Source organism: Streptomyces sp. ITFR-6, from assembly GCF_031844725.1.
In the GTDB taxonomy this organism is placed as follows: domain Bacteria; phylum Actinomycetota; class Actinomycetes; order Streptomycetales; family Streptomycetaceae; genus Streptomyces.
This window is the reverse complement of sequence record NZ_CP134612.1, coordinates 889200-908111: the sequence shown is the minus strand read 5'-3', so window position 1 is coordinate 908111 and position 18912 is coordinate 889200. Positions and strand designations below refer to the sequence as shown.

The 18912-nt window shown below is 71.1% G+C and carries 18 protein-coding genes and 2 pseudogenes; 13 read left to right on the top strand and 7 right to left on the bottom strand.

Annotation, left to right across the window (positions count from 1 at the left end):
• Positions 1-16 precede the first annotated feature (16 nt).
• Positions 17-901, top strand: a complete 885-nt coding sequence (locus RLT59_RS03960; protein ID WP_311302069.1) for an LURP-one-related family protein — start codon at positions 17-19, stop codon at positions 899-901.
• Between the two features lie 110 nt (positions 902-1011).
• Here the strand turns inward: RLT59_RS03960 and RLT59_RS03955 are convergent.
• Together RLT59_RS03955 and RLT59_RS03950 are read right to left on the bottom strand one after the other, a co-directional pair.
• Positions 1012-2257: pseudogene (locus tag RLT59_RS03955) on the bottom strand (uracil-xanthine permease family protein).
• Between the two features lie 8 nt (positions 2258-2265).
• Positions 2266-3390 carry an aryl-sulfate sulfotransferase gene (locus RLT59_RS03950; protein ID WP_311302068.1) on the bottom strand — a complete coding sequence of 375 codons (1125 nt, stop codon included), beginning with the start codon at positions 3388-3390 and terminating at the stop codon, positions 2266-2268.
• A 108-nt stretch (positions 3391-3498) separates the two neighbouring features.
• Between RLT59_RS03950 and RLT59_RS03945 the strand changes: the two genes are divergently transcribed.
• A complete protein-coding gene (locus RLT59_RS03945; protein ID WP_399124769.1) occupies positions 3499-4086 on the top strand; it encodes a type II toxin-antitoxin system RelB family anti-toxin in 588 nt (195 codons plus the stop codon).
• A gap of 47 nt (positions 4087-4133) precedes the next feature.
• Here RLT59_RS03945 and RLT59_RS03940 read toward each other — a convergent pair.
• Positions 4134-4229, bottom strand: a pseudogene (locus tag RLT59_RS03940) (VOC family protein); the annotation flags it as partial.
• A gap of 187 nt (positions 4230-4416) precedes the next feature.
• Here RLT59_RS03940 and RLT59_RS03935 point away from each other — a divergent pair.
• Both RLT59_RS03935 and RLT59_RS03930 read left to right on the top strand, forming a co-directional pair.
• The gene (locus RLT59_RS03935) at positions 4417-6132 is read left to right on the top strand and encodes an FUSC family protein (protein WP_311302067.1); all 1716 of its coding nucleotides are present in this window, start codon (positions 4417-4419) and stop codon (positions 6130-6132) included.
• A complete protein-coding gene (locus RLT59_RS03930) occupies positions 6129-6635 on the top strand; it encodes a MarR family winged helix-turn-helix transcriptional regulator (protein WP_311302066.1) in 507 nt (168 codons plus the stop codon). The genes RLT59_RS03935 and RLT59_RS03930 overlap by 4 nt, the downstream gene beginning before the upstream one ends.
• On the opposite strand, the gene RLT59_RS03925 is transcribed toward RLT59_RS03930, so the two are convergent.
• The gene (locus RLT59_RS03925; RefSeq protein ID WP_311302065.1) at positions 6583-7380 is read right to left on the bottom strand and encodes an IclR family transcriptional regulator; all 798 of its coding nucleotides are present in this window, start codon (positions 7378-7380) and stop codon (positions 6583-6585) included. The genes RLT59_RS03930 and RLT59_RS03925 overlap by 53 nt on opposite strands.
• Before the next feature lie 500 nt (positions 7381-7880).
• On the opposite strand from RLT59_RS03925, the gene RLT59_RS03920 reads away from it, so the two are divergent.
• From RLT59_RS03920 to RLT59_RS03895, 6 genes are all read left to right on the top strand, one after another.
• A complete protein-coding gene (locus RLT59_RS03920) occupies positions 7881-9494 on the top strand; it encodes a sensor histidine kinase (RefSeq protein WP_311302064.1) in 1614 nt (537 codons plus the stop codon).
• Positions 9491-9898 (top strand): roadblock/LC7 domain-containing protein, encoded by a 408-nt coding sequence (locus RLT59_RS03915; protein ID WP_024494673.1) that lies wholly within the window; start codon positions 9491-9493, stop codon positions 9896-9898. The genes RLT59_RS03920 and RLT59_RS03915 overlap by 4 nt, the downstream gene beginning before the upstream one ends.
• Positions 9895-10266 (top strand): DUF742 domain-containing protein, encoded by a 372-nt coding sequence (locus RLT59_RS03910; RefSeq protein ID WP_311302063.1) that lies wholly within the window; start codon positions 9895-9897, stop codon positions 10264-10266. Before RLT59_RS03915 ends, RLT59_RS03910 begins: the two co-directional genes overlap by 4 nt.
• Positions 10247-10861: a GTP-binding protein gene (locus RLT59_RS03905; protein ID WP_311302062.1), complete on the top strand. Its 615-nt coding sequence runs from the start codon at positions 10247-10249 to the stop codon at positions 10859-10861. Before RLT59_RS03910 ends, RLT59_RS03905 begins: the two co-directional genes overlap by 20 nt.
• 87 nt (positions 10862-10948) lie before the next feature.
• Complete coding sequence (locus RLT59_RS03900; RefSeq protein ID WP_311302061.1) at positions 10949-12505, top strand: cytochrome P450; 1557 nt, start codon at positions 10949-10951, stop codon at positions 12503-12505.
• Positions 12506-12643: 138 nt separating this feature from the next.
• Entirely contained in the window at positions 12644-13984 is a 1341-nt protein-coding gene (locus RLT59_RS03895) for a 6-phospho-beta-glucosidase (RefSeq protein ID WP_311302060.1), read from the top strand.
• A gap of 25 nt (positions 13985-14009) precedes the next feature.
• Here the strand turns inward: RLT59_RS03895 and RLT59_RS03890 are convergent, their stop codons facing one another.
• Positions 14010-14447 (bottom strand): hypothetical protein, encoded by a 438-nt coding sequence (locus RLT59_RS03890; RefSeq protein ID WP_073734345.1) that lies wholly within the window; start codon positions 14445-14447, stop codon positions 14010-14012.
• Positions 14441-14899, bottom strand: coding sequence for an ATP-binding protein (locus tag RLT59_RS03885; protein WP_311302059.1), 459 nt, complete (start codon positions 14897-14899; stop codon positions 14441-14443). The genes RLT59_RS03890 and RLT59_RS03885 overlap by 7 nt, the downstream gene beginning before the upstream one ends.
• 205 nt (positions 14900-15104) lie before the next feature.
• On the opposite strand from RLT59_RS03885, the gene RLT59_RS03880 reads away from it, so the two are divergent.
• The 3 genes from RLT59_RS03880 to RLT59_RS03870 are packed head-to-tail and all read left to right on the top strand — an operon-like array spanning position 15105 to position 16714.
• Positions 15105-15965, top strand: a complete 861-nt coding sequence (locus RLT59_RS03880; protein WP_311302058.1) for a Sco1979 family transcriptional regulator — start codon at positions 15105-15107, stop codon at positions 15963-15965.
• The gene (locus RLT59_RS03875) at positions 15965-16201 is read left to right on the top strand and encodes a DUF397 domain-containing protein (protein WP_024490276.1); all 237 of its coding nucleotides are present in this window, start codon (positions 15965-15967) and stop codon (positions 16199-16201) included. Before RLT59_RS03880 ends, RLT59_RS03875 begins: the two co-directional genes overlap by 1 nt.
• A 57-nt stretch (positions 16202-16258) precedes the next feature.
• On the top strand, positions 16259-16714 hold the full coding sequence (locus RLT59_RS03870; protein WP_311302057.1) for a YchJ family protein: 456 nt from the start codon (positions 16259-16261) through the stop codon (positions 16712-16714).
• A gap of 122 nt (positions 16715-16836) precedes the next feature.
• Here RLT59_RS03870 and RLT59_RS03865 read toward each other — a convergent pair whose 3' ends face one another.
• Positions 16837-18909 (bottom strand): MDR family MFS transporter, encoded by a 2073-nt coding sequence (locus RLT59_RS03865; protein ID WP_311302056.1) that lies wholly within the window; start codon positions 18907-18909, stop codon positions 16837-16839.
• Between the last annotated feature and the right edge of the window lie 3 nt (positions 18910-18912).

Below are 18912 nucleotides of genomic sequence, written 5' to 3'. Positions count from 1 at the left end.
GGGATAGTGTGCCCCGGTGACAACGCACTCGAACGTATCTGCGGGATGGTATCCGGATCCGCACGGCGCGCCCCAGCTGCTGCGCTACTGGGACGGCTCCCAGTGGACCGAGCACACCAACCCGGCGGGCGGCCAGCAGCAGGCTCCGGCCCAGGGCCAGGCCCCCGCTCAGGCGCAGGTGCCGCAGCAGCAGTACCAGCAGCAGGCGGCCCCGCAGCACCAGCAGCAGGCTCCCGCCCAGCAGCCGGCCGCGATGCCGCAGCAGGGTGTCCATCCCCAACAGGGCGGCGGTCCGGGTGCGGGTTCGCTCTTCAACCAGCAGGTCCTGGTGGTGAACCAGAAGGCCAAGCTGATCGAGGTCACCAACGAGTACAGCGTCTTCGACCAGCACGGCAACACCGTCGGCTCGGTCGTCGAGGTCGGTCAGAGCGCGCTCCGCAAGGTCGTGCGGTTCCTCAGCAGCATCGACCAGTACATGACCCACCGTCTTGAGATCCGTGACGCCTACGGTCAGCCGCAGCTGCTGCTCACCCGCCCGGCGAAGTTCATCAAGTCCAAGGTCATCGTCCAGCGCCCCGACGGGCAGCCGGTCGGCGAGATCGTCCAGCAGAACGCCATCGGCAAGATCAACTTCGCGATCATGGTCGACGGGCAGCAGGTCGGCGCGATCAAGGCGGAGAACTGGCGCGCCTGGAACTTCGCGATCGTGGACCACAACGACGCCGAGATCGCCCGGATCACCAAGACCTGGGAAGGCCTCGCCAAGACGCTGTTCACCACGGCGGACAACTACGTGCTGCAGATCCACTACCAGCTGCCCGAGCCGCTGCTGAGCCTGGTGGTCGCCACGGCGCTGACCGTGGACACCGCCCTCAAGCAGGACTCCCGCGGCCTCGGCTGAGCCGCGCGCGGCCCGTACGCGAAACCGCCCGCGCCCCCCCACCTGACACGGTGAGGGGCGCGGGCGGTCGTCTGGGTCCCGTTCCGCAGGGACGCGGGGGGTCGCCCTGTTCAGTCAGCCGTACGGTCCGGCGGCCCCAGCTTGGCGAACACCGCCGCGAGGATCACCGCGGCCAGCGCCCCGGCGGCCACACCGCTGCCGAAGACGGTCCGGGCCCACACCGGCATCCCCGCGTACATCTCGGGGGCGAAGACCGGCAGCCCGACGCAGAGCGCGAGCGCGACCACGATGCCGTTGGTGCCGTGCGTGAGGTCCTCCCGGCTGAGCATGCCGAACCCCATCGTCGCGATCACCGCGGAGATGATCAGCCCCGCGGCGCCGGCCACCGGCGCCGGTTTGGCGGCGAGCAACCGGGTGAGCGGCGTGATGAGACCGCACAGGATCAGCAGCACCCCCGCGCCCGCCGTGGCGAACCGGCTGCGCACCCGGGTCAGCTGGACGATGCCGATGTTCTCCGCGCTGGTCACCATCAGCGACGTACCGAAGATCCCGGCGCCCAGTGAGGTCACGGCGTCCGCGCGGGAGATCCGCGGGACGTCCCGGGCCGGGTCCGGAGTCCGCCCCACCGCCTCACTGTTCAGGACGGTCTGCCCGGTCGCCTCGGCCAGCGACGCGAGCGCGAAGACCAGCAGCGGCACGGCGGCCAGCAGATCGAAATGCGGTGCCTCCCACCAGCCCGAAGAGCACCGACATCTGCCGCCAGACACCGCGCATGAAGAGGAAGAACAGGGCGATGATGCCGAGCGTGGCGAAGCCGAGCCCGGGGCCGGAGGCGATCACCGGCGCGGTGATCTTGATCATGTTGATCCCGATCAGGACCACCGTGGTGCCCATCACCAGCGGCGGGAAGAACCGCACCAGCCGGCCGTAGAGCGGCAGTACGGCGATCAGGAAGACCGCCGCGATCAGCACGGAGCCCGAGGCGGTGGCGGGCCCGTGCTCCTTGGCGACCTGGAGGAAGATCGCCACCGCCGCACCGCCCGGCAGCATCAGGAACGGCAGCCGGGCGCCGACCCGCAGCGCCCGCACACCCAGCGACTGGAGCAGGGCCCCGATACCGCACAGCACGAGCGTGGCGCTGAGCAGCGACGCCGTCTGGGACGCGGTCAGCGACAGTGTCGTACCGATCAGGATCACCGAGGAGACGGGGGCGGCGACCCCGGCGAGCAGGTGCTGGAAGGCCAGCGGGACCAGCCGGGGGAGGGGGAGCCGCTCGTCGACCGGTGCGACGGACGGAACCGGTCCGTCGGCGGCGGCCGCGTCGGTGGCGGCCGTGCCGGGGGCGGGGGAGGCCATGGTCCGGCTCAGCCCTTCGGGACGTCGAGCCAGGGGAGCTCCCCGGCCGAGTAGCGGTAGGAGCGGAACACGGCGTTGGGCTCGGACGGGAACAGCTTGCGCACTTCTTCTTCCTGGTAACCGCCGAAGAACGGCACGATGCACTCCCAGCACAGGTAGCCGTCCCGGGTGACCTCGAAGAGCCGTCCGGCCGGGGAGTCCGTCACGAGCGTGTTCCCGTTCGGCAGCCGCTGGGCGCTGCCCATGAACGGCGCGAAGAACGACTCGCGCGCCGGGTCGTGGTACTCCCAGACAACGGTGCCACTCGACCGCTCGATCTCGATGACCCGGCTGAACGGCACATCCCAGTGCGGGCGGAAGACGCCGTTGTCGAAGACCAGGAAGTTGCCGTTCTCCAGCTCGGTCGGGCAGTGCTGCTGCGATACGACGCCGGGCTCGCTGCGCCAGATGATCTCGCCGGTCTCCCGGCTGATGACGATCACCGCGGAGACGGAGCGGAGGCTCGCCAGGATGTTGCCGTCGCTGGTCGGCAGCACGCTGTTGATCAGCGGGTAGTGCTCGCGCGAGTAGTCGGGATGCAGCGGGAAGGCCTCGCGGTCCAGGTGCTCCGAGACCTTCCACTCCCAGACCGTGCGGCCCTCGGCGTCCACCTCGACGATGGTGTCCGCCCAGACCGTGCCGTCCGGCTCCGAGCCGGGGACCCCGCCCCGGACGGCGGCCGCGGCCTCGCCGGTCAGCGGCTCCAGCGCGGCGTACAGCAGCCGGCCGTCGCCGTAGTGGTAGGCGTCGTGGTGCTGGTAGCGGTCGCGGTGCTCGCGCACGACGGTGCCGTCGGGGGTGATCTCCTGCATGATCCCGCCGCGGTACTTGTGCCACATCGGGAAGAGCGCCGGCTCGTCCGGGAGGACGCCGCTGTACGCGAGGTTGCCGTTGGGCAGGATCCTGGCGTGCCGACCGGGGCGGTGCGGGAGGTCCCACCGGTGGACGACCTCACCGCGCATGTCGATGAGATACACCTCGCCGCCGCCGGTCAGCGGGGCGAAGAGGGTGTACCCGCCGTAGGAGGCCTCCTCGTCCAGGGCTATGAGTCCGGTGCCGCGGCGCCGTCGCTGGTTCTGGTCCACGAGGGGCATGGATCGGTCCTCCCGGTTAACTTTATTAGGTGAGACTTAAAAGATTAACCGGCCCGGTAGGCTGCCCACTGCCCCGCCGGCTGTGGTGTGCGGCACGCGGGACACGGAATGAGTGAGATGAGCGAGGCGGACACCCCACTGGTCGGCCCGGGAATTCGCCGACGGCGCCGCGCCCTTGAGTTGACCCTCGCGGAGGTCGCGCGCCGGGCCGGTCTCTCCACCCCCTTCCTCAGCCAGATCGAGAACGGCCGCTCCCGGCCGAGCATGGGATCGCTCCAGCGCATCGCGGACGCGCTCGACACGACCGCCGTCCAGCTGCTGGCCGCGGCGGAGGCGCCCCGCCCCGTCGATGTGGTGCGCCGGACCTCCGCGTCCGTGCGGGAGACCGGCGCGGAGGGCGGCGACGGCCGGATGCGCCCGCTGGTACGCGGCCATCAGCGCCTGCACGCCCTTGAGTTCACCGGGGACCACGACTGGGGCCGGGAGTTCAGGCACCGCAACGACGAGATCCTCTACGTCGCGGACGGCGGGGCCGAGGTCGAGGCGGACGGCAACTTCTACCGGCTGGAGCGGGGCGACACCCTCTACTGCGCCGGCGGCCTCGTCCACCGCTGGCGCCCGACGGAACCGGGCACCAGGGTCCTGGTGGTCGGCATCGCGGACCACGTCCAGGCGACGGACGAGCAGGCCGGGTGACCGGGTGACCGGGGCGTTGCCGGGTTCCTCCGCTGCTGTCCGTCCGTGCGGTGGACTCCGAAAACGGCGCCCTGGGGGTCCCGGACCACGGCGATCCTGGGATCCTGCGGAATGCTCGTGGGCGGCATCAGCAGATCGCCGCCGGCGCCCGGCTCGTTGAACAGACCGCCGGGGTACCGGTGCCGTGAGTGTCGCTGTTTCCTCCGCACATGCGTCTTTCCGTGTGACTTTCCCGCTGTTCGAACGCCCGGCCGTGGGCGGTTCCGGGCCATCGGGGCGGAGATCTCGATCGAAGTGTTTTATATGTGTAATACCTGTTAACGTATTTGGGTGAGCGATACAACTCCCCGGCCGCGCCGACAGCCCTCCGTCCACCGGCTCCCGCTGGCGGGACCGCTGCGGCTGGCCCGGCCCTCGGACATCTGGCTCAAACCGGCGTCCAGCGTGGTCGTGGCCACGGCGATACCCAACCTGGTGCTGTTCTCCCTCGACCGCCTCGACCTCGTGATGTACACGATGGCCGGCTCCCTCTGCGCGCTGTACGGCCACAACCTCCCGTACGCGCGACGCGCCCGCAGCATCGTCGGAGTCGTCCTCGGGATGCTCGCCGGACTGGCGGTATCGCTCGTCACCGCGTCGCTGACCGATTCGACCGCCGTCCTGATCGCCGTCGGCGCCCTCCTGGCGGCCGGGCAGAAGCTGCTCTGCGACGCCACCCGGATCGGACCCCCCGGACCGCTGATCTTCACGTTCGTCAGCTCGGCGTCCCTGTTCGCCCCGCAGCACCTGGGCCAGATACCCGGGCACCTCGCCCTGACCCTCGGCGCGGGCGCGGTCTCCTGGCTGGTCACCGTCGCCGGTCCCGCGCTCATCCGCCGCGAGGGGCCGGAGCGCCTCGCGACGGCCCGCGCCCTGAACGCGGCGGCGGCCCACGCCGCGGACCCCGGCCACCACACCCGGCGCGCGGCGGTCGCCGCGGTGCACGGTGCGTGGCAGACCCTTCTCGCGGCCGGGCGCCCCACTCCCGTACGCCGTGCGCTGGAGCACCTCGTCGTGCAAGCGGAGACGGCACTCGCCGCCGGCACGCCCGCCGCCGACGGGGGAGTCTCCGAGGTCGCCGACCCTGCCCTGCTGCGCGACTGGGCCGCCCGGACCCGGGCCCGGGGACCGGTGCCCACCCCGCCGGCCGTCCCCGGAACGGCCGCCGAACTCTTCGGCATCGAAGCCGAACGCACGGCCCTGCGGCCCGCCGACCCCCGCGAAGCGCGCCGCGCACTGCTGCGCCGCCTCGGCCCCGGATCCCCGCTGCTGCCGATCGCGGCCCGCGCCCTCATCGGCTGCGCCCTGGCCGGCTACCTCTCGTCGGCCGTCGGCGTCGGCCGCCCCTACTGGGCCATCGTCACCGCGGCCTCCCTCTACCAGGCCAACGTCACGCTCTCCTGGAACCGGACCCTCCAGCGCACCCTCGGCAACCTCGTCGGGGTCCTGGTCTTCGCCGCCGTCCTCCCGGTCACCCGGACCGGCCCGCTGGCCCTGATCGGCTTCTGCCTCTTCTTCAGCTTCGCCGCGGAGGCCCTGATCACCCGCAACTACTGGCTCGGCTCCGTCGCGGTGACCCCGATGGCGCTGCTCGTCCTGGAGTACGCCGGCAGTCACCCGGCCGGTGAACTCATCGGCGACCGGGTCCTGGACACCGTCATCGGCGCCGCGGCCGGGATCCTCACCGCGATGCTCGTCACCAACCGGCGCGCCGCAGGGCGGGTGGCGGCGGCACTCGCCGCCGCCGAACTGGCCCGCGCCCACGCCGTACAGACCCTCGCGGCCCGGGGTCCGAGCCCCGCCGCACTCGAAGCCGCCCGCCGCGGCCTCACCGGCTGCCTGGTCGAACTGCGCGACGCGGACGACACGGCGGCCGGCGAATGGTGGCAGCGCGACCTGCCCCAGGAGGAGGTACTCGCCGCCGAGCAGGCCGGACACCGTACGCTCGCGGCGACAGCAATACGGCAGGGGCTGATCGCCCCGGCCCCGGAGAACGGAGCGGTGTGACCGACGACATCGTCGCCTCGGTGGTACGGCAGTGGCAGGCAGTCAACCCGGAGCTGGACACCGGACCCATGGAGCTCATCGGCCGGATCAACCGCTGTGCTGCCCTGCTCCAACAGGCCGAGGACGCCCCGCTGCGGGCCGCCGGACTGACCCGTGCCGAGTTCGACCTGCTCGGTGCGGTACGCCGTACCGACCGCGAACTCACCCCCGGCGAACTGGCCAGGGAGACGTTCTCCTCCGGCGCGGCCGTGACCAAACGCCTGCGCGTCCTCCAGGAGCGCGGACTCACGGACCGCCGCGGCGACGCCCGCGACCGCCGGGTCGCGCACGTGCGGCTCACCGAAGAGGGCCGCGCGCTCGTCGACGGACTGCTTCCGCAGCAACTGGCCTACGAGGGCGCGGTGCTCTCCGGCCTCGACGCGGAGTTCAGGGACCGGCTCAGCGCGCAGCTCAGCGAGCTGCTGGTACAGCTGGAGGGGCGGATCGGCGGGGCCCGCCGCTGACCGCCCGGAGCGCGGCGGACCGCCGCAGCTCCTCCGCGCGGCGCACCAGCGTGGCGTCGTCACCCCGGTCCGCGGGCGCGCAGACCATCAGCGCGAGCAGCTCCCGGCGGCCGGAACCGGCCAGCGGTACGGCGACCGTGTTCATGCCCGGCACCGGCTCGCCGCGGCCCAGCGCGTATCCGCACGCCCGGATCTCCGTCAACGCGTCGAGCAGCGCCTGCCGTGAGCCGGCCGGGTGGGCGCCCTCGTCCGGCAGCTCCCGCGGATACAGGGCGCAGACCTGTTCCGGGGTCATCCGGGAGAGCAGCATCCGGCCGCCCGACGTGGCGTACGCGGGGCAGGTGCGCCCCGTCTCCAGCACCACCCGCACCGGCTGCCCGGACTCGCGGCCGTCGGTGACGACGATCCGGTCCCCGACGAGGGTGACGCTCTGCACGGTCTCGCCGGTGCGCCGCACCGCGTCGTCCAGTACCGCACCGATCTGTTCGCGGTCCTCCGCACGGAAGCCGGCGGGCCGCCCCAGCCTCATGAGTTCGGGACCGGGGGAGTAGCCGCGGCCCGAGGCGTCCCGGACCGCGAAACCGCGTCCCTCCAGTGTGCTGAGCACGCGGTGGGCGGTGGAGCGGCCGACGGAGAGCAGTGCGGCCGCCCCGGAGACGGTGAGCGAGTCATGTGTGAGGAACAGCCGCAGCAGCCGGAGCCCGGTGTCGAGTGACTCGATGGTGTAGTCCCGTGTCGGCTCCATGAGATGTCCGTTCCTCTGTTCGTTCGGATGGCGACCACGCGCTCCACTCACGTGTCGGTCAGAAATCTGTTCCTTTCGATCCGCTTCGATCACATGTGCCCCTGTACCGCTGTCCGGTACGGAATGCATCGATCCGGAGTTACTGGTGTCGCCGGGTATGCCAGTGACCCTAGTTCGTAAGGGCGTTGAGGATGCTCGGGATGCGGCAGGCGGGCAGATGTGTCCCGTAGGGCGGGACGTGGAGGGGCGATTTCTCCGAAATCCGCCCTCCCATCACTCCCCGCGCATGCCCGGAGGCGTTGCGTGCAAAACCCGCGAGTGTATTACCGCCGGAGTGCTCGCGCAGGGGGTTGGGTGAATGTGCCGAAGCACTGTTTCGATCTGACTAAGCTCACGCGCAGTGAAGTCGAGTTGATGTCAATTCGAGCGCTTGTTCCCAACTGCCCTGTAAGCGCTGTACTTCCTGAATAATCCCCCGAGTCAACCGCCAGAGGTTTTAGATGGTTCGTGTTGAATCACCGCCGATCGACCGAGAAACACCTGTCGTCCGCGCCGTGTTGCTGCCCGTTGTCGCGATGGCGGGCGCGACCGCCGCAGCCGTAGCGCTGGTTTCCGGGGCCGCGCGGATACCAGTCGTCTGGTGCGGCGCCTTCGCCACTGTCGTGGTCGCCGTGCTCACCGCCGAACTCGCCCGCCGCGCACGGACGATCCGCCGGCAGCGCGCCGAGTACGAGCACCGCTGCGCCGGCCTGGAACGCCGGCTGGCCAACCATGACGAAGAGACCGTACGGATCAGCAAGGAGCTCCTGCCCGCCGCGATCCACCGGCTGCGGGTGGGCAACTCCCCGGACGAGGTGCTGCGCGACGTCGTGGACGCCGACCCCGTCTACCGGCATCTGCCCGATGCCCAGCGCTCCCTCGTCTACACGGTGCTGGACATCATCGACAACGAGGAGGCGACGCGCGACTCCGCGCAGCGCGCCTTCGTCAACGTCGCCCGCCGCGTCCAGGCGATCGTCCACCGGCAGGCCAGTGAGCTGCGGGAGATGGAGGAGCACCACGGGCGCAACCCCGACGTCTTCGACGACCTGCTCCGCATCGACCACGGCACCGCGCTGATCGGCCGGCTCGCGGACTCCATCGCCGTCCTCGGCGGCGCCCGCCCCAGCCGCCAGTGGCCCAAGCCCGTACCGCTGTTCAGCGTGTTGCGCGGTGCCATGTCGCGGATCCTGGAGTACCCGCGCGTCGATCTGCACTCGATCGCCAAGGTCGCCATCATCGGCACCGCGGTCGAACCGCTCATCCACGCCTGCGCCGAACTCCTCGACAACGCGACCCGGTACTCGCCGCCGCAGACCCGGGTGCACGTCACCGCCGTCGAGGTGCAGACCGGCATCGCCATCGAGATCGAGGACGGCGGCGTCAGCCTCAGCGAGGAGGCCCGCGCGCGGGCCGAGAACATGCTCGCCAGGGCCCAGGCCGGCTCCAGCATGAACGACCTCGGTGAGTCCCCGCGGCTCGGCATGGCGGTCGTCGGCCGGCTGTCGCGGATGTACGACCTCCAGGTCTCGCTGCGGCAGTCCGCGTACGGCGGTGTCCGCGCGGTACTCATCGTGCCCCGCTCCATGATCACCACCGGTCCCGCGCCCGGCATCGCCCACGGCATCGGCGCCACCTCGCGGCCGACCAGCGACATCGACCTCGCGGACATGAAGCACGTCGTCCCGGCACGCAGCACCCACCGCAAGCCCAGCCCGCTGGGCGCCCGTCCGGCCACCGGTCCGGTGGCCCCCGCCACCCGCCCGGCCGCCCCCGCCGCCGCCCCGGTCGCCATGGAGGACGACCTCCCCGTGGTGACGGAGTGGACCGCCGGCGGACTCCCGCAACGCCGCAGCCGCGGCCGCGCACCCCTGGGTTCCCACAACCTCCCCGCGCAGCCCGCAGACCCCACCGCGGGCCGGACCAACGGCCACGGAAACGGTTATGAGAACGGCAAGGAACCGCCTCCCGGGATCTGGCTGGAGGCGTTCACCAAGGGCGCCAACGGCGTTCCGCGGGAACCCGGGCCCGACGAAGACTCCGATGACGCGTGGGACAAGGGGGACCTCAAGTGATCCAGCAGCGGGGCAACATGGACTGGATGCTCAAAGAGCTGGCCGACGACGTTCCGGACATCCACCAGATCGTGGTGCTCTCCGCGGACGGGCTGCGCATCGCCCGGCACGGCGGTGACCCCGATGTCGCCGACCGGCTCGCGGCGGCCTGCGCCGGGCTGCAGAGCCTGGCCGCGGCCGTCGCCTCCGAGATCCCGTACAGCGACGGCCGGATGCGGCTCGTCGTCATCGAGGTCACCGGCGGGTTCTTCTACCTGATGGCCGCCGGAGCCGGTGCGTATCTCGCCGTGCTCGCCGGTGAGACGGTGGACGCGGGGCTCGTCGGATCGCGGATGCGCGACATGGTCGTACGGATCGGCGCCCATCTGACGAGCCCGCCCCGGCACGACGGGCAGGCCGGATGAGTTCGATCCGACGAGAACGCCGCACGGTCGATCCGGCGCTGAGCGATCCGGAGCGGCTCTACGTGATCACCGGCGATCCCGACGGCGGCGAGCGGGCCTCACTCGACCTGGTCACGATGGTGGTGTCCAAGTCGCAGCCGACACCGACGGTCCAGCCCGAACAGGCCGTGATCCTGCGGCTCTGCCAGGCCCCCTTGTCCGTCGCGGAGATCTCCGCCTACCTCAGCCTGCCGTTCAGCGTGGTGACCTCGCTCCTCACCGATCTCCTCGCGACCCAACTGATCGAATCGCGAGCGCCGATCATCCGCGCGACCCTCCCGGACAGGTCCCTCCTCGAAGCGGTGATGCATGGACTTCAGAAACTCTGACACGATCACGGGCCCCCGGAGCGAGGACGTCCTGCCGACCACGGCCACCGCCGCGGTGAAGGTCGTGATCGTCGGCGGGTTCGGGGTCGGCAAGACGACGATGGTCGGCTCCGTCAGCGAGATCCGGCCCCTGACCACCGAAGAGACCATGACCCAGGCCGGCGTCGGCGTGGACGACAACTACGGCGTGGAGAGCAAGACCGCCACCACCGTGGCCATGGACTTCGGCCGGATCAGCATCAGTGAGGAACTGATCCTCTATCTGTTCGGCACCCCCGGACAGGAACGCTTCTGGTTCCTCTGGAACGGCCTGTTCGAGGGAGCGCTGGGCGCCGTCGTCCTCATCGACACCCGCCGGCTGGAGGTCAGCTTCGACGTCATCGGGCGGCTGGAGGAGCGCGGCGTACCGTTCGTCGTCGCCGTCAACACCTTCCCCGACGCCCCGAAGCACCCCGTCGAGGCCCTGCGCAGCGCGCTGGACCTGCCGGACGAGGTCCCGATGGTCGACTGCGACGCCCGACTGCGCACCTCCAGCCGCGATGTGCTGATGACCCTGATGAGGTATCTGCACAGTGCGGCTGTCCCGCTCGGCTGACGTCCACGCGTCCTGCGCATCCGTTCCGCGCGCCCCCACCGCGTATCCCATTCGTCCGCCCTTGGCAGTCTGATCCCTGGAGCGATCGTGACAACCCCATTTCACTACGAGCCCGGAGCGGCCACGGGGCCGGTTCCACCCCCCGAGTGCCCGGCCCACGGCCTCGGTATCGGCCCCGGCGGCCTGCGACGGCTCTACGGCCCCGAGGCAGAACAGGACCCGCACGGCCTGTACGACAAGCTGCGTGCCGAACACGGCACGGTCGCGCCCGTGCTGCTGTACGGCGACGTACCGGCCTGGCTGGTCCTCGGGCACAGCGAGAACCTGCACATGACCCGTACGCCCTCGCAGTTCTCCCGCGACTCCCGCCGCTGGCGTGCCCTGCAGGACGGCACCGTCGCGCCCGACCACCCGCTGGCCCCGATCTTCACCTGGCAGCCGATCTGCGCCTTCGCCGACGGCGCCACCCACGAGCGCCAGCGCGGTGCCGTCACCGACTCCATGAACCGGATCGACACCCGCGGCGTCCGCCGTCACGTCAACCGCTACAGCAACCGGCTCGTCAACGACTTCTGCCGGGAGGGCCGCACCGACCTGGTCAGCGAGTTCGCCGAGCGGCTGCCGATGATGGTGATGTGCGCGATCCTCGGGATGCCGGAGGAGTACAACGACCGGATGGTGGGGGCCGCCCGGGACATGATCCGCGGCACCGCCACCGCCGTCGAGAGCAACGCCTACGTGCTCGGCGCGCTGAGCCGCCTGGTCGAGCGGCGCCGCCGCGAACCCGCGGACGACTTCGCCACCTGGCTCGTCGAGCACCCCGCGGACATGAACGACCAGGAGGTCGCCGAGCATCTGCGGCTCATCCTGATCGCCTCCTACGAGTCGACCGCCAACCTGATCGCCAACGTGCTCCGCATGGTCCTCACCGACCCGCGGTTCCGGGCCAGGCTCAGCGGCGGCCACATGACCGTCCCGGAGGCGGTCGAGCAGACCCTGTGGGACGAGCCGCCGTTCACTGCGGTCTTCGGCCGCTGGGCGGTCGGGGACACCGAGCTGGGCGGCCAGCGCATCAAGGCGGGCGACGCCCTGATCGTCGGCATCGCCCCGGCCAACACCGACCCGGTGGTGCGGCCCGATCTCACCGCCAACATGGAGGGCAACCGGGCCCACCTCGCGTTCAGCGGCGGCCCGCACGAATGCCCGGGGCAGGACATCGGGCGCGCCATCGCGGACGTCGGCGTGGACGCGCTGCTGATGCGGCTGCCCGATCTCGAACTCGCCGTGGACGAGAGCGAACTCCAGTGGGTCGGCAACATCATGGGCCGCCATCTGGTGCAGCTCCCCGCCGAGTTCGCCTCACGCCCGCCCCAGGACGACCGGGAACCGCCGTCCATGGGCAAGCCGAACCCGGCCCGCCAGGACTGGGAGGTGCAGTCGGCGGTCCGTCACACGGCGCCGATCCCGGTCCGGGCCTCCGTGTCCTCCGACCCGGCCGGCCCCGGTCCGACCGGGGCGACCGCCGCGACCGACGGCTCGGCGGCCGCGCCCGGTGATGCCTCCGGCCTCATCCCGCAGCAGCGCAGGCCCGCGGCCCCGGCCCGCCTGTGGCGCGTCGTGACCCGCTGGTGGAGCGGCAGCTGACCGGCGGAGAACAGTGACGACGGCCCGGCGGAACGGAACCATCAGGCTCCCTCCCGCCGGGCCGTCGTCACCATCGGGCGGCAGCGCCGGCCCGTCGCACCGAGCCCCTCGCCACGCCCCCACGTACCATGCGGAAGCGTGAAGCTGACAATTCTGGGTGGCGGCGGGTTCCGGGTTCCTCTGGTGTACGGGGCGCTGCTCGCCGACCACGCCGAGGGGCGGGTCTCCTCGGTCACCCTCTACGACACCGACCCCGACCGGCTCACCGCCGTCGCCCGGGTGCTCACCGAGCAGGCCGAGGGCATCGCGGACGCCCCGGCCGTCATCGCCACCACCGAACTCGACGAGGCGCTGCGCGGCGCCGACTTCGTCTTCTCCGCGATCCGGGTCGGCGGGCTCGCGGGCCGGGCCGCCGACGAACGGGTGGCCCTCGACGAAGGCGTACTCGGACAGGAGACCGTCGGCGCGGGCGGGATCGCCTACGGACTGCGCACCGTGCCGGTCGCGGTCGACCTGGCCCGGCGCATCGCCCGGCTCGCCCCGCACGCCTGGGTCATCAACTTCACCAACCCGGCCGGGCTGGTGACCGAGGCGATGTCCGCCCACCTCGGTGACCGGGTCATCGGCATCTGCGACTCACCGGTCGGGCTCGGCCGCCGGATCGCCCGGGTGCTCGGCGCGGAGCCGGACCGGGCCCGGATCGACTACGTCGGCCTCAACCACCTCGGCTGGGTGCGGGGCCTGTACGTAGACGGCCGGGACGAACTGCCGAGGCTGTTCGAGGACCCGGAGCTGCTCGGCTCGTTCGAGGAGGGCCGGCTCTTCGGCACCGACTGGCTGCGGTCCCTGGGCGCGATCCCCAACGAGTACCTGCACTACTACTACTTCAACCGCGAGGCGGTCCGCGCCTACCAGGAGGCGGAGCAGACCCGGGGCGCCTTCCTCCGGGAGCAGCAGGAGGGCTTCTACGGCCGCATGAAGAACCCGGGCACCCCCGCCCTGGCCACCTGGGACCGCACCCGCGCGGAGCGCGAGGCCACCTACATGTCGGAGAACCGCGAGGTGGCGGGGGCCGGCGAGCGCGAGGAGAGCGACCTCGGCTCCGGCGGCTACGAGCAGGTCGCACTGGCCCTGATGCGGGCCGTGGCCCGCGACGAACGGACCTCCCTGATCCTCAACGTCCGCAACCGCACCACGCTCTCCGTGCTCGACGCGGACGCCGTCATCGAGGTGCCGTGCCTGGTGGACGCGAACGGCGCCCATCCGGTCGCCGTCGACCCGCTGCCGTACCACGCGGTCGGGCTGGTCACCGCGGTGAAGGCCGTCGAGCGCGCGGTGCTGGACGCGGCGGCGAGCGGTGAGCGGGCCGACGCCGTCCGGGCCTTCGCCCTGCACCCGCTGGTCGACTCGGTCTCGGTCGCCCGCCGCCTGGTCGACGGCTACACCCGGGTCCACCCGGGCCTCTCGTACCTGACGTAGCACCGCTCACCGGGCGGCCGCGCGGTCAGGGGGCGGAGGAGACCCGCGGGCCGCCCGCGGACGTCCACGAGGGCGTCACCCCGGTCACCTGGCAGACCATCAGGTAGAGCGGGATGGGCGGCGTGTAGGGCGTGCGGCTGTCGGGCTGGTGGATCAGCCGGGGCCGCACCGCCGGTACGTAGGCGCCGCGCGCGTACGCGGCCTGAGCCGGCCAGTCCAGTTCGAGATCGGAACCCGACGGGACGATCCACCACCAGCGCTCCCCGTCGTCGAAGACGCAGCCGGTGCGCGGCAGATGAGACATCAGCCGGAAACCGTACCGGGCCGGCACCCCCACCGCGTCGCAGCCCAGGGTCGCCGTGAGGGCCGAGGGGAGCGGGAGCTGCACCCGGCCGCCACCGGGGCGGCCCGGCTCACGGGGGCGACGGGTTCCCAGGAGATGGGACATGGCGTTCTTCAACATGAGTGCTCCGAGCCGTGCGGCAGTTCTGCCCAGACGATGCGGCCCGAGCCGTCCCCCGCGTCGCGGGACCCCCAGGCACTGCACATCGCGTCCACGAGCAGCAGGCCGCGTCCGTGCTCGTCGTCGGCGTTGCGGCGCAACCGAGGTCCGCCGGGCTGGTTTCCTTGGTCCTGTACGGCTATGCGCAGCCGGTGGTCGAGGCAGCGCAGCTCGCACACGACGCGAGAGCTTGAGGTGTGCACCACCGCGTTGGTCACCAGCTCGGACACGATGAGGATCGCCGCGTCGTGTGCGTCGTCGTCCAGCCGCCACTCGTCCAGCCGGGCCCGCGTGAGCCGACGGGCACCGGCCACCGACTCCGGGTGCGCGGGCAGCGCGAAGCAGTACCGGAGCGCTTCGGTCCCGGGACTGAGGTCGACGAGCCGGGAGATGAGCGCACTGCCAGGTGCCACGACCGAATCCTCACAGTGGGGGCTGTGTCACGCTTCGCGATCTTGGTGAAAACAGCTGAGCGCGACTAGTGAACTGGTTCACTCACCAACTCTCCCCCTGTCGCGAACACTTGGCAAGGGGCACTCTGAAATTTCCAGAGTGGCTGTGTCTTTGCTGGCACGCGCATGGCACACTGCTCGCAAACAGCGCATGGGGAGGTCTGAAGTGAGTGAACCGCGGTCCGCCCCGACCGTGGGTCAGGTCGTTCTCGGCAAGCGCCTGCAGGATCTGCGGGAACGTGTCGGCCTGAGCCGTGACCAGGCTGCCAAGGTGCTGCGTGTCGCGCCCGCGACGATACGCAGGCTGGAGACGGCCGAGGTCGCCCTCAAGATCGCCTATGTGCAACTTCTCCTGAAGGCCTACGGGATCTCCGAGGAGGAGGCCGACGCCTTCGTCGTCCTCGCGGAGGAGGCCAACAAGCCGGGCTGGTGGCAGCGTTTCCACGGCGTGCTGCCCGACTGGTTCAGCATGTACGTCAGCCTGGAGGGCGCGGCGAGCCTGCTGCGCATGTACGAGCCGCACTTCGTCCCCGGGCTGCTGCAGACCGAGGACTACGCGCGCTCGGTGATGCGCACCGGAGCCGTCGGCCAGACCAGGCCGGAGGACATCGAGCGCCATGTGGCGCTGCGGATGGAGCGCCAGTCCCTGCTGACCCGGCCGGATGCCCCGCGGCTGTGGGTCGTGATGGACGAGACGGTGCTGCGCCGCCCGGTGGGCGCCCCGGAGACCATGCGCGCCCAGATCGACAAGCTGCTCGAAGCGACCGCGATGCCCAATGTGACCGTCCAGATCGCCGAGTTCTCCACCGGCCATCACCCGGGCACCTATGGGCCCTTCGTGCTCTTCCGGTTCGCCGTCCCGGAGCTCCCCGACATGGTCTACAGCGAATACCTGACCGGGGCCGTCTACTTCGACGCCCGCCCCGAGGTGGCCTCCTACCTGGAGGTCATGGACCGAATGGCGGCTCAGGCCGCGACTGCACAACGCACGAAGGAAATCCTCCGGGGCTTCCGCAAGGAGCTGTGATGACACCCATATACAACGGCATGCCGGCCGCCGAACTCGGCTCCGAGGGCTGGTACAAGCCGTGGAGCGGGGGCAACGGCGGCAACTGTGTCGAGGCGATGAAGCTGTCCGACGGAAGAATCGCCATGCGCCAGTCCGCGGACCCGGACGGCCCCGCCCTGATCTACACCCACCGCGAGATCGCCGCCTTCATCCAGGGAGCCAAGGCCGGCCAGGCGGATTTCCTGCTGACGTGAGGTGACGGGCGGCGGTCCGGTTGCCGGCCGGGAGCCGCCGTAGGCCACAATGGACCCATGTCCCGACGCACCTCCCACCCCCGGCGGCCCTCCGCCGCTCGCGCCCGTACCGCTCCAGTCGCTGAGATCACCGCGGCGTCGCCCTGCCCGTGCGGGCTGCCCGCCGAGTACGGCGCGTGCTGCGGGAGGCTGCATGCCGGGGCCGCCGCGCAGACCTGCGAGGTGCTGATGCGTTCGCGGTACGCGGCCTTCGTCGTCCGGGACGCCGGGTATCTGCTGCGCACCTGGCATCCCGGCACCCGGCCGGACACCCTCGACCTCGATCCGGGGGTGCGCTGGGAGCGGCTGGAGATCCTGGGGACGACGGAGGGCAGCGCCTTCCACACCACGGGCACGGTCACCTTCCGGGCGCACTTCAAGGACCGCGGCCGCGCCGACTCGCTGCACGAGAAGAGCCGCTTCGTCCGGCACCAGGGGGCCTGGGTCTACGAGTCGGCGGTCTTCGCGGACTGACCGCGGGCGCCCGGACGGCCGATGTCAGTTGAAGACGGACACCCGTGTCCGGTGCGGGGATCACCTTCCCGCGCTCCTCGAAGCCCGCAGGACGTACGAGCCGTCCGACGGCCGGATCCCGCTCAGACCGGGGCGCCGGCCGGGGCCGCCGGGGACAGTTCCTGGGTGAGGTCCTCCGCCAGCAGCCGCTTGGCGATGACGTCGACCGCGGCGCGCAGGTGGGCGTCGTCCGGGCGTTCGCCGTCGTGGCCCAGCTGGTCGTTGAGCCAGGCCGCCCAGGCGTTCGTGATGGTCGCGGCCTCCCGGCTGCCCGCCGCCGTGTGGGCGAACAGGTGACCGTCCCCGGTGAGGTAGCCCTCCTCGATCATCCGGTCGAAGACGGGCACCAGTACCTCCGGCGGAAGCCGGTGCCGGGCCGCGATCAGCCGGAGCCCGGCGTGGCCGACCATCCGCGTGAACAGCTCGACCTGCATCACCGCCCAGGCTCCCGCCATGTCGAGCCGGGTGTCCGACTCCGCGATGATCCGCCGGGCCGTGTCCGGGTCGACCCGGCGCAGCACCTTGGCCACCGAGAATTCGAGCAGCCGGGCCGGGTCCCCGGTGTTCGGTGAGGCGAAGCCCTCGCCCATGTCGGTCGAGCCAGCCCGCACCGTGTCCCGCAGCTTCACCTCCTTCAGGAAGAGCGCCACGAGGAATCCGAGCACCGCGACCGGCACCGTCCACAGGAACACCGTGTGCAGGGTGTCGGCGTAGGCCTGGGCCAGCGCCGCCGTCTGCGCGCCGGGCAGTGAGTGCAGGCCCTCCGGGCTCTGCGAGGCCTTCACCAGCACCGCCGGATCGCCCCCCGCCCGCGCCGCGGCGGCGATCCCGTCCTTGAGGTTGGGGCCGAGCGTGTTGGCGTAGATCGTGCCGAAGACCGCGGTGCCGAAGGCGCTGCCCAGCGTACGGAAGAAGGTCACGCCAGAGGTCGCCGTGCCCAGGTCCGAGTAGTCGACGGTGTTCTGCACCGCGATCGTCAGTACCTGCATGGACAGACCGATGCCGACACCGAGCACCAGCATGTACAGCGACTCCAGCCACACCCCGCTGTCCGGGCCCATCCGGGAGAGCAGGAAGAGGCCGACCGCCATGACCAGCGAACCGATGATCGGGAAGATCCGGTAGCGGCCGGTCTTGCTGACCACGTTGCCGCTGAAGATCGAGGCGACCAGCAGCCCGATGACCATCGGCAGCGTCCGGACGCCGGAGAGGGTCGCGGAGTCCCCGTCCACGTACTGCAGATAGGTCGGCAGGAAGATCATCGCGCCGAGCATCGCGAACCCCACGATGAAGCTGAGGATCGAGCAGACCGTGAAGACCGGGTTCGCGAACAGCCGCATCGGCAGCATCGGCTCCTTCGCCCGGAACTCCACGAGGCAGAAGAGCGCCAGCGCGATCACTCCGAGCGCGAACAGGCCGATGATGACGGGGGAGCCCCAGGCGTACTGGTTGCCGCCCCAGCTCGTCGCCAGAATGAGCGAGCTCGCCCCGACCGTGACCATGGCGATGCCCAGATAGTCGATGACCGGACGCCCCGCGGCCTTCACGGAGGGGATGGTGCGGGCCGCGGCGATGACCACCACGATCGCGATCGGCACATTGACGTAGAACGCCCAGCGCCAGGTCAGATGGTCGGTGAAGAGCCCGCCCAGCAGGGGTCCGATGACGGTGGAGACACCGAACACCGCACCGATCGCACCCTGGTACTTGCCCCGGTCGCGCAGCGGGATGACGTCCGCGATCAGCGCCATCGCCGTGACCATGAGCCCGCCGGCGCCGATCCCCTGGAGACCGCGCCACACGATCAGCAGCGTCATGTTCGTCGCGAGGCCGCACAGGAAGGAACCGGTGATGAAGATGATCGCGGACAGCTGGAAGACGACCTTCCGGCCGAACAGGTCGCCGAACTTTCCGACCAGGACCGTCGCCACCGTCTCGGCGAGCAGATAGGCCGTGACGACCCATGACATATGGGCCGCGCCGCCCACATCCGAGACGATCGTGGGCAGCGCGGTACCCACGATCGTCTGGTCGAGCGCGGCCAGCAGAATACCCAGCACGATCGTGGCGAAGACGATGTTCCTGCGGCGCGGATCGAGCAGGGGCGGCGCGGCGGCACTCTGCGCGGCGGGGGCGGTCTCGCTGGCAGTGGTCACGTT

Excerpts from the sequence above, each read along its gene's own strand:
- RLT59_RS03950 (WP_311302068.1), bottom strand. The coding sequence starts at position 3,390 with ATGCCCCTCGTGGACCAGAACCAGCGACGGCGCCGCGGCACCGGACTC.
- RLT59_RS03945 (WP_399124769.1), top strand. The coding sequence starts at position 3,499 with ATGAGTGAGATGAGCGAGGCGGACACCCCACTGGTCGGCCCGGGAATT.
- RLT59_RS03925 (WP_311302065.1), bottom strand. The coding sequence starts at position 7,380 with ATGGAGCCGACACGGGACTACACCATCGAGTCACTCGACACCGGGCTC.
- RLT59_RS03920 (WP_311302064.1), top strand. The coding sequence starts at position 7,881 with ATGGTTCGTGTTGAATCACCGCCGATCGACCGAGAAACACCTGTCGTC.
- RLT59_RS03910 (WP_311302063.1), top strand. The coding sequence starts at position 9,895 with ATGAGTTCGATCCGACGAGAACGCCGCACGGTCGATCCGGCGCTGAGC.
- RLT59_RS03905 (WP_311302062.1), top strand. The coding sequence starts at position 10,247 with ATGGACTTCAGAAACTCTGACACGATCACGGGCCCCCGGAGCGAGGAC.
- RLT59_RS03890 (WP_073734345.1), bottom strand. The coding sequence starts at position 14,447 with ATGTTGAAGAACGCCATGTCCCATCTCCTGGGAACCCGTCGCCCCCGT.
- RLT59_RS03875 (WP_024490276.1), top strand. The coding sequence starts at position 15,965 with ATGACACCCATATACAACGGCATGCCGGCCGCCGAACTCGGCTCCGAG.
- RLT59_RS03870 (WP_311302057.1), top strand. The coding sequence starts at position 16,259 with ATGTCCCGACGCACCTCCCACCCCCGGCGGCCCTCCGCCGCTCGCGCC.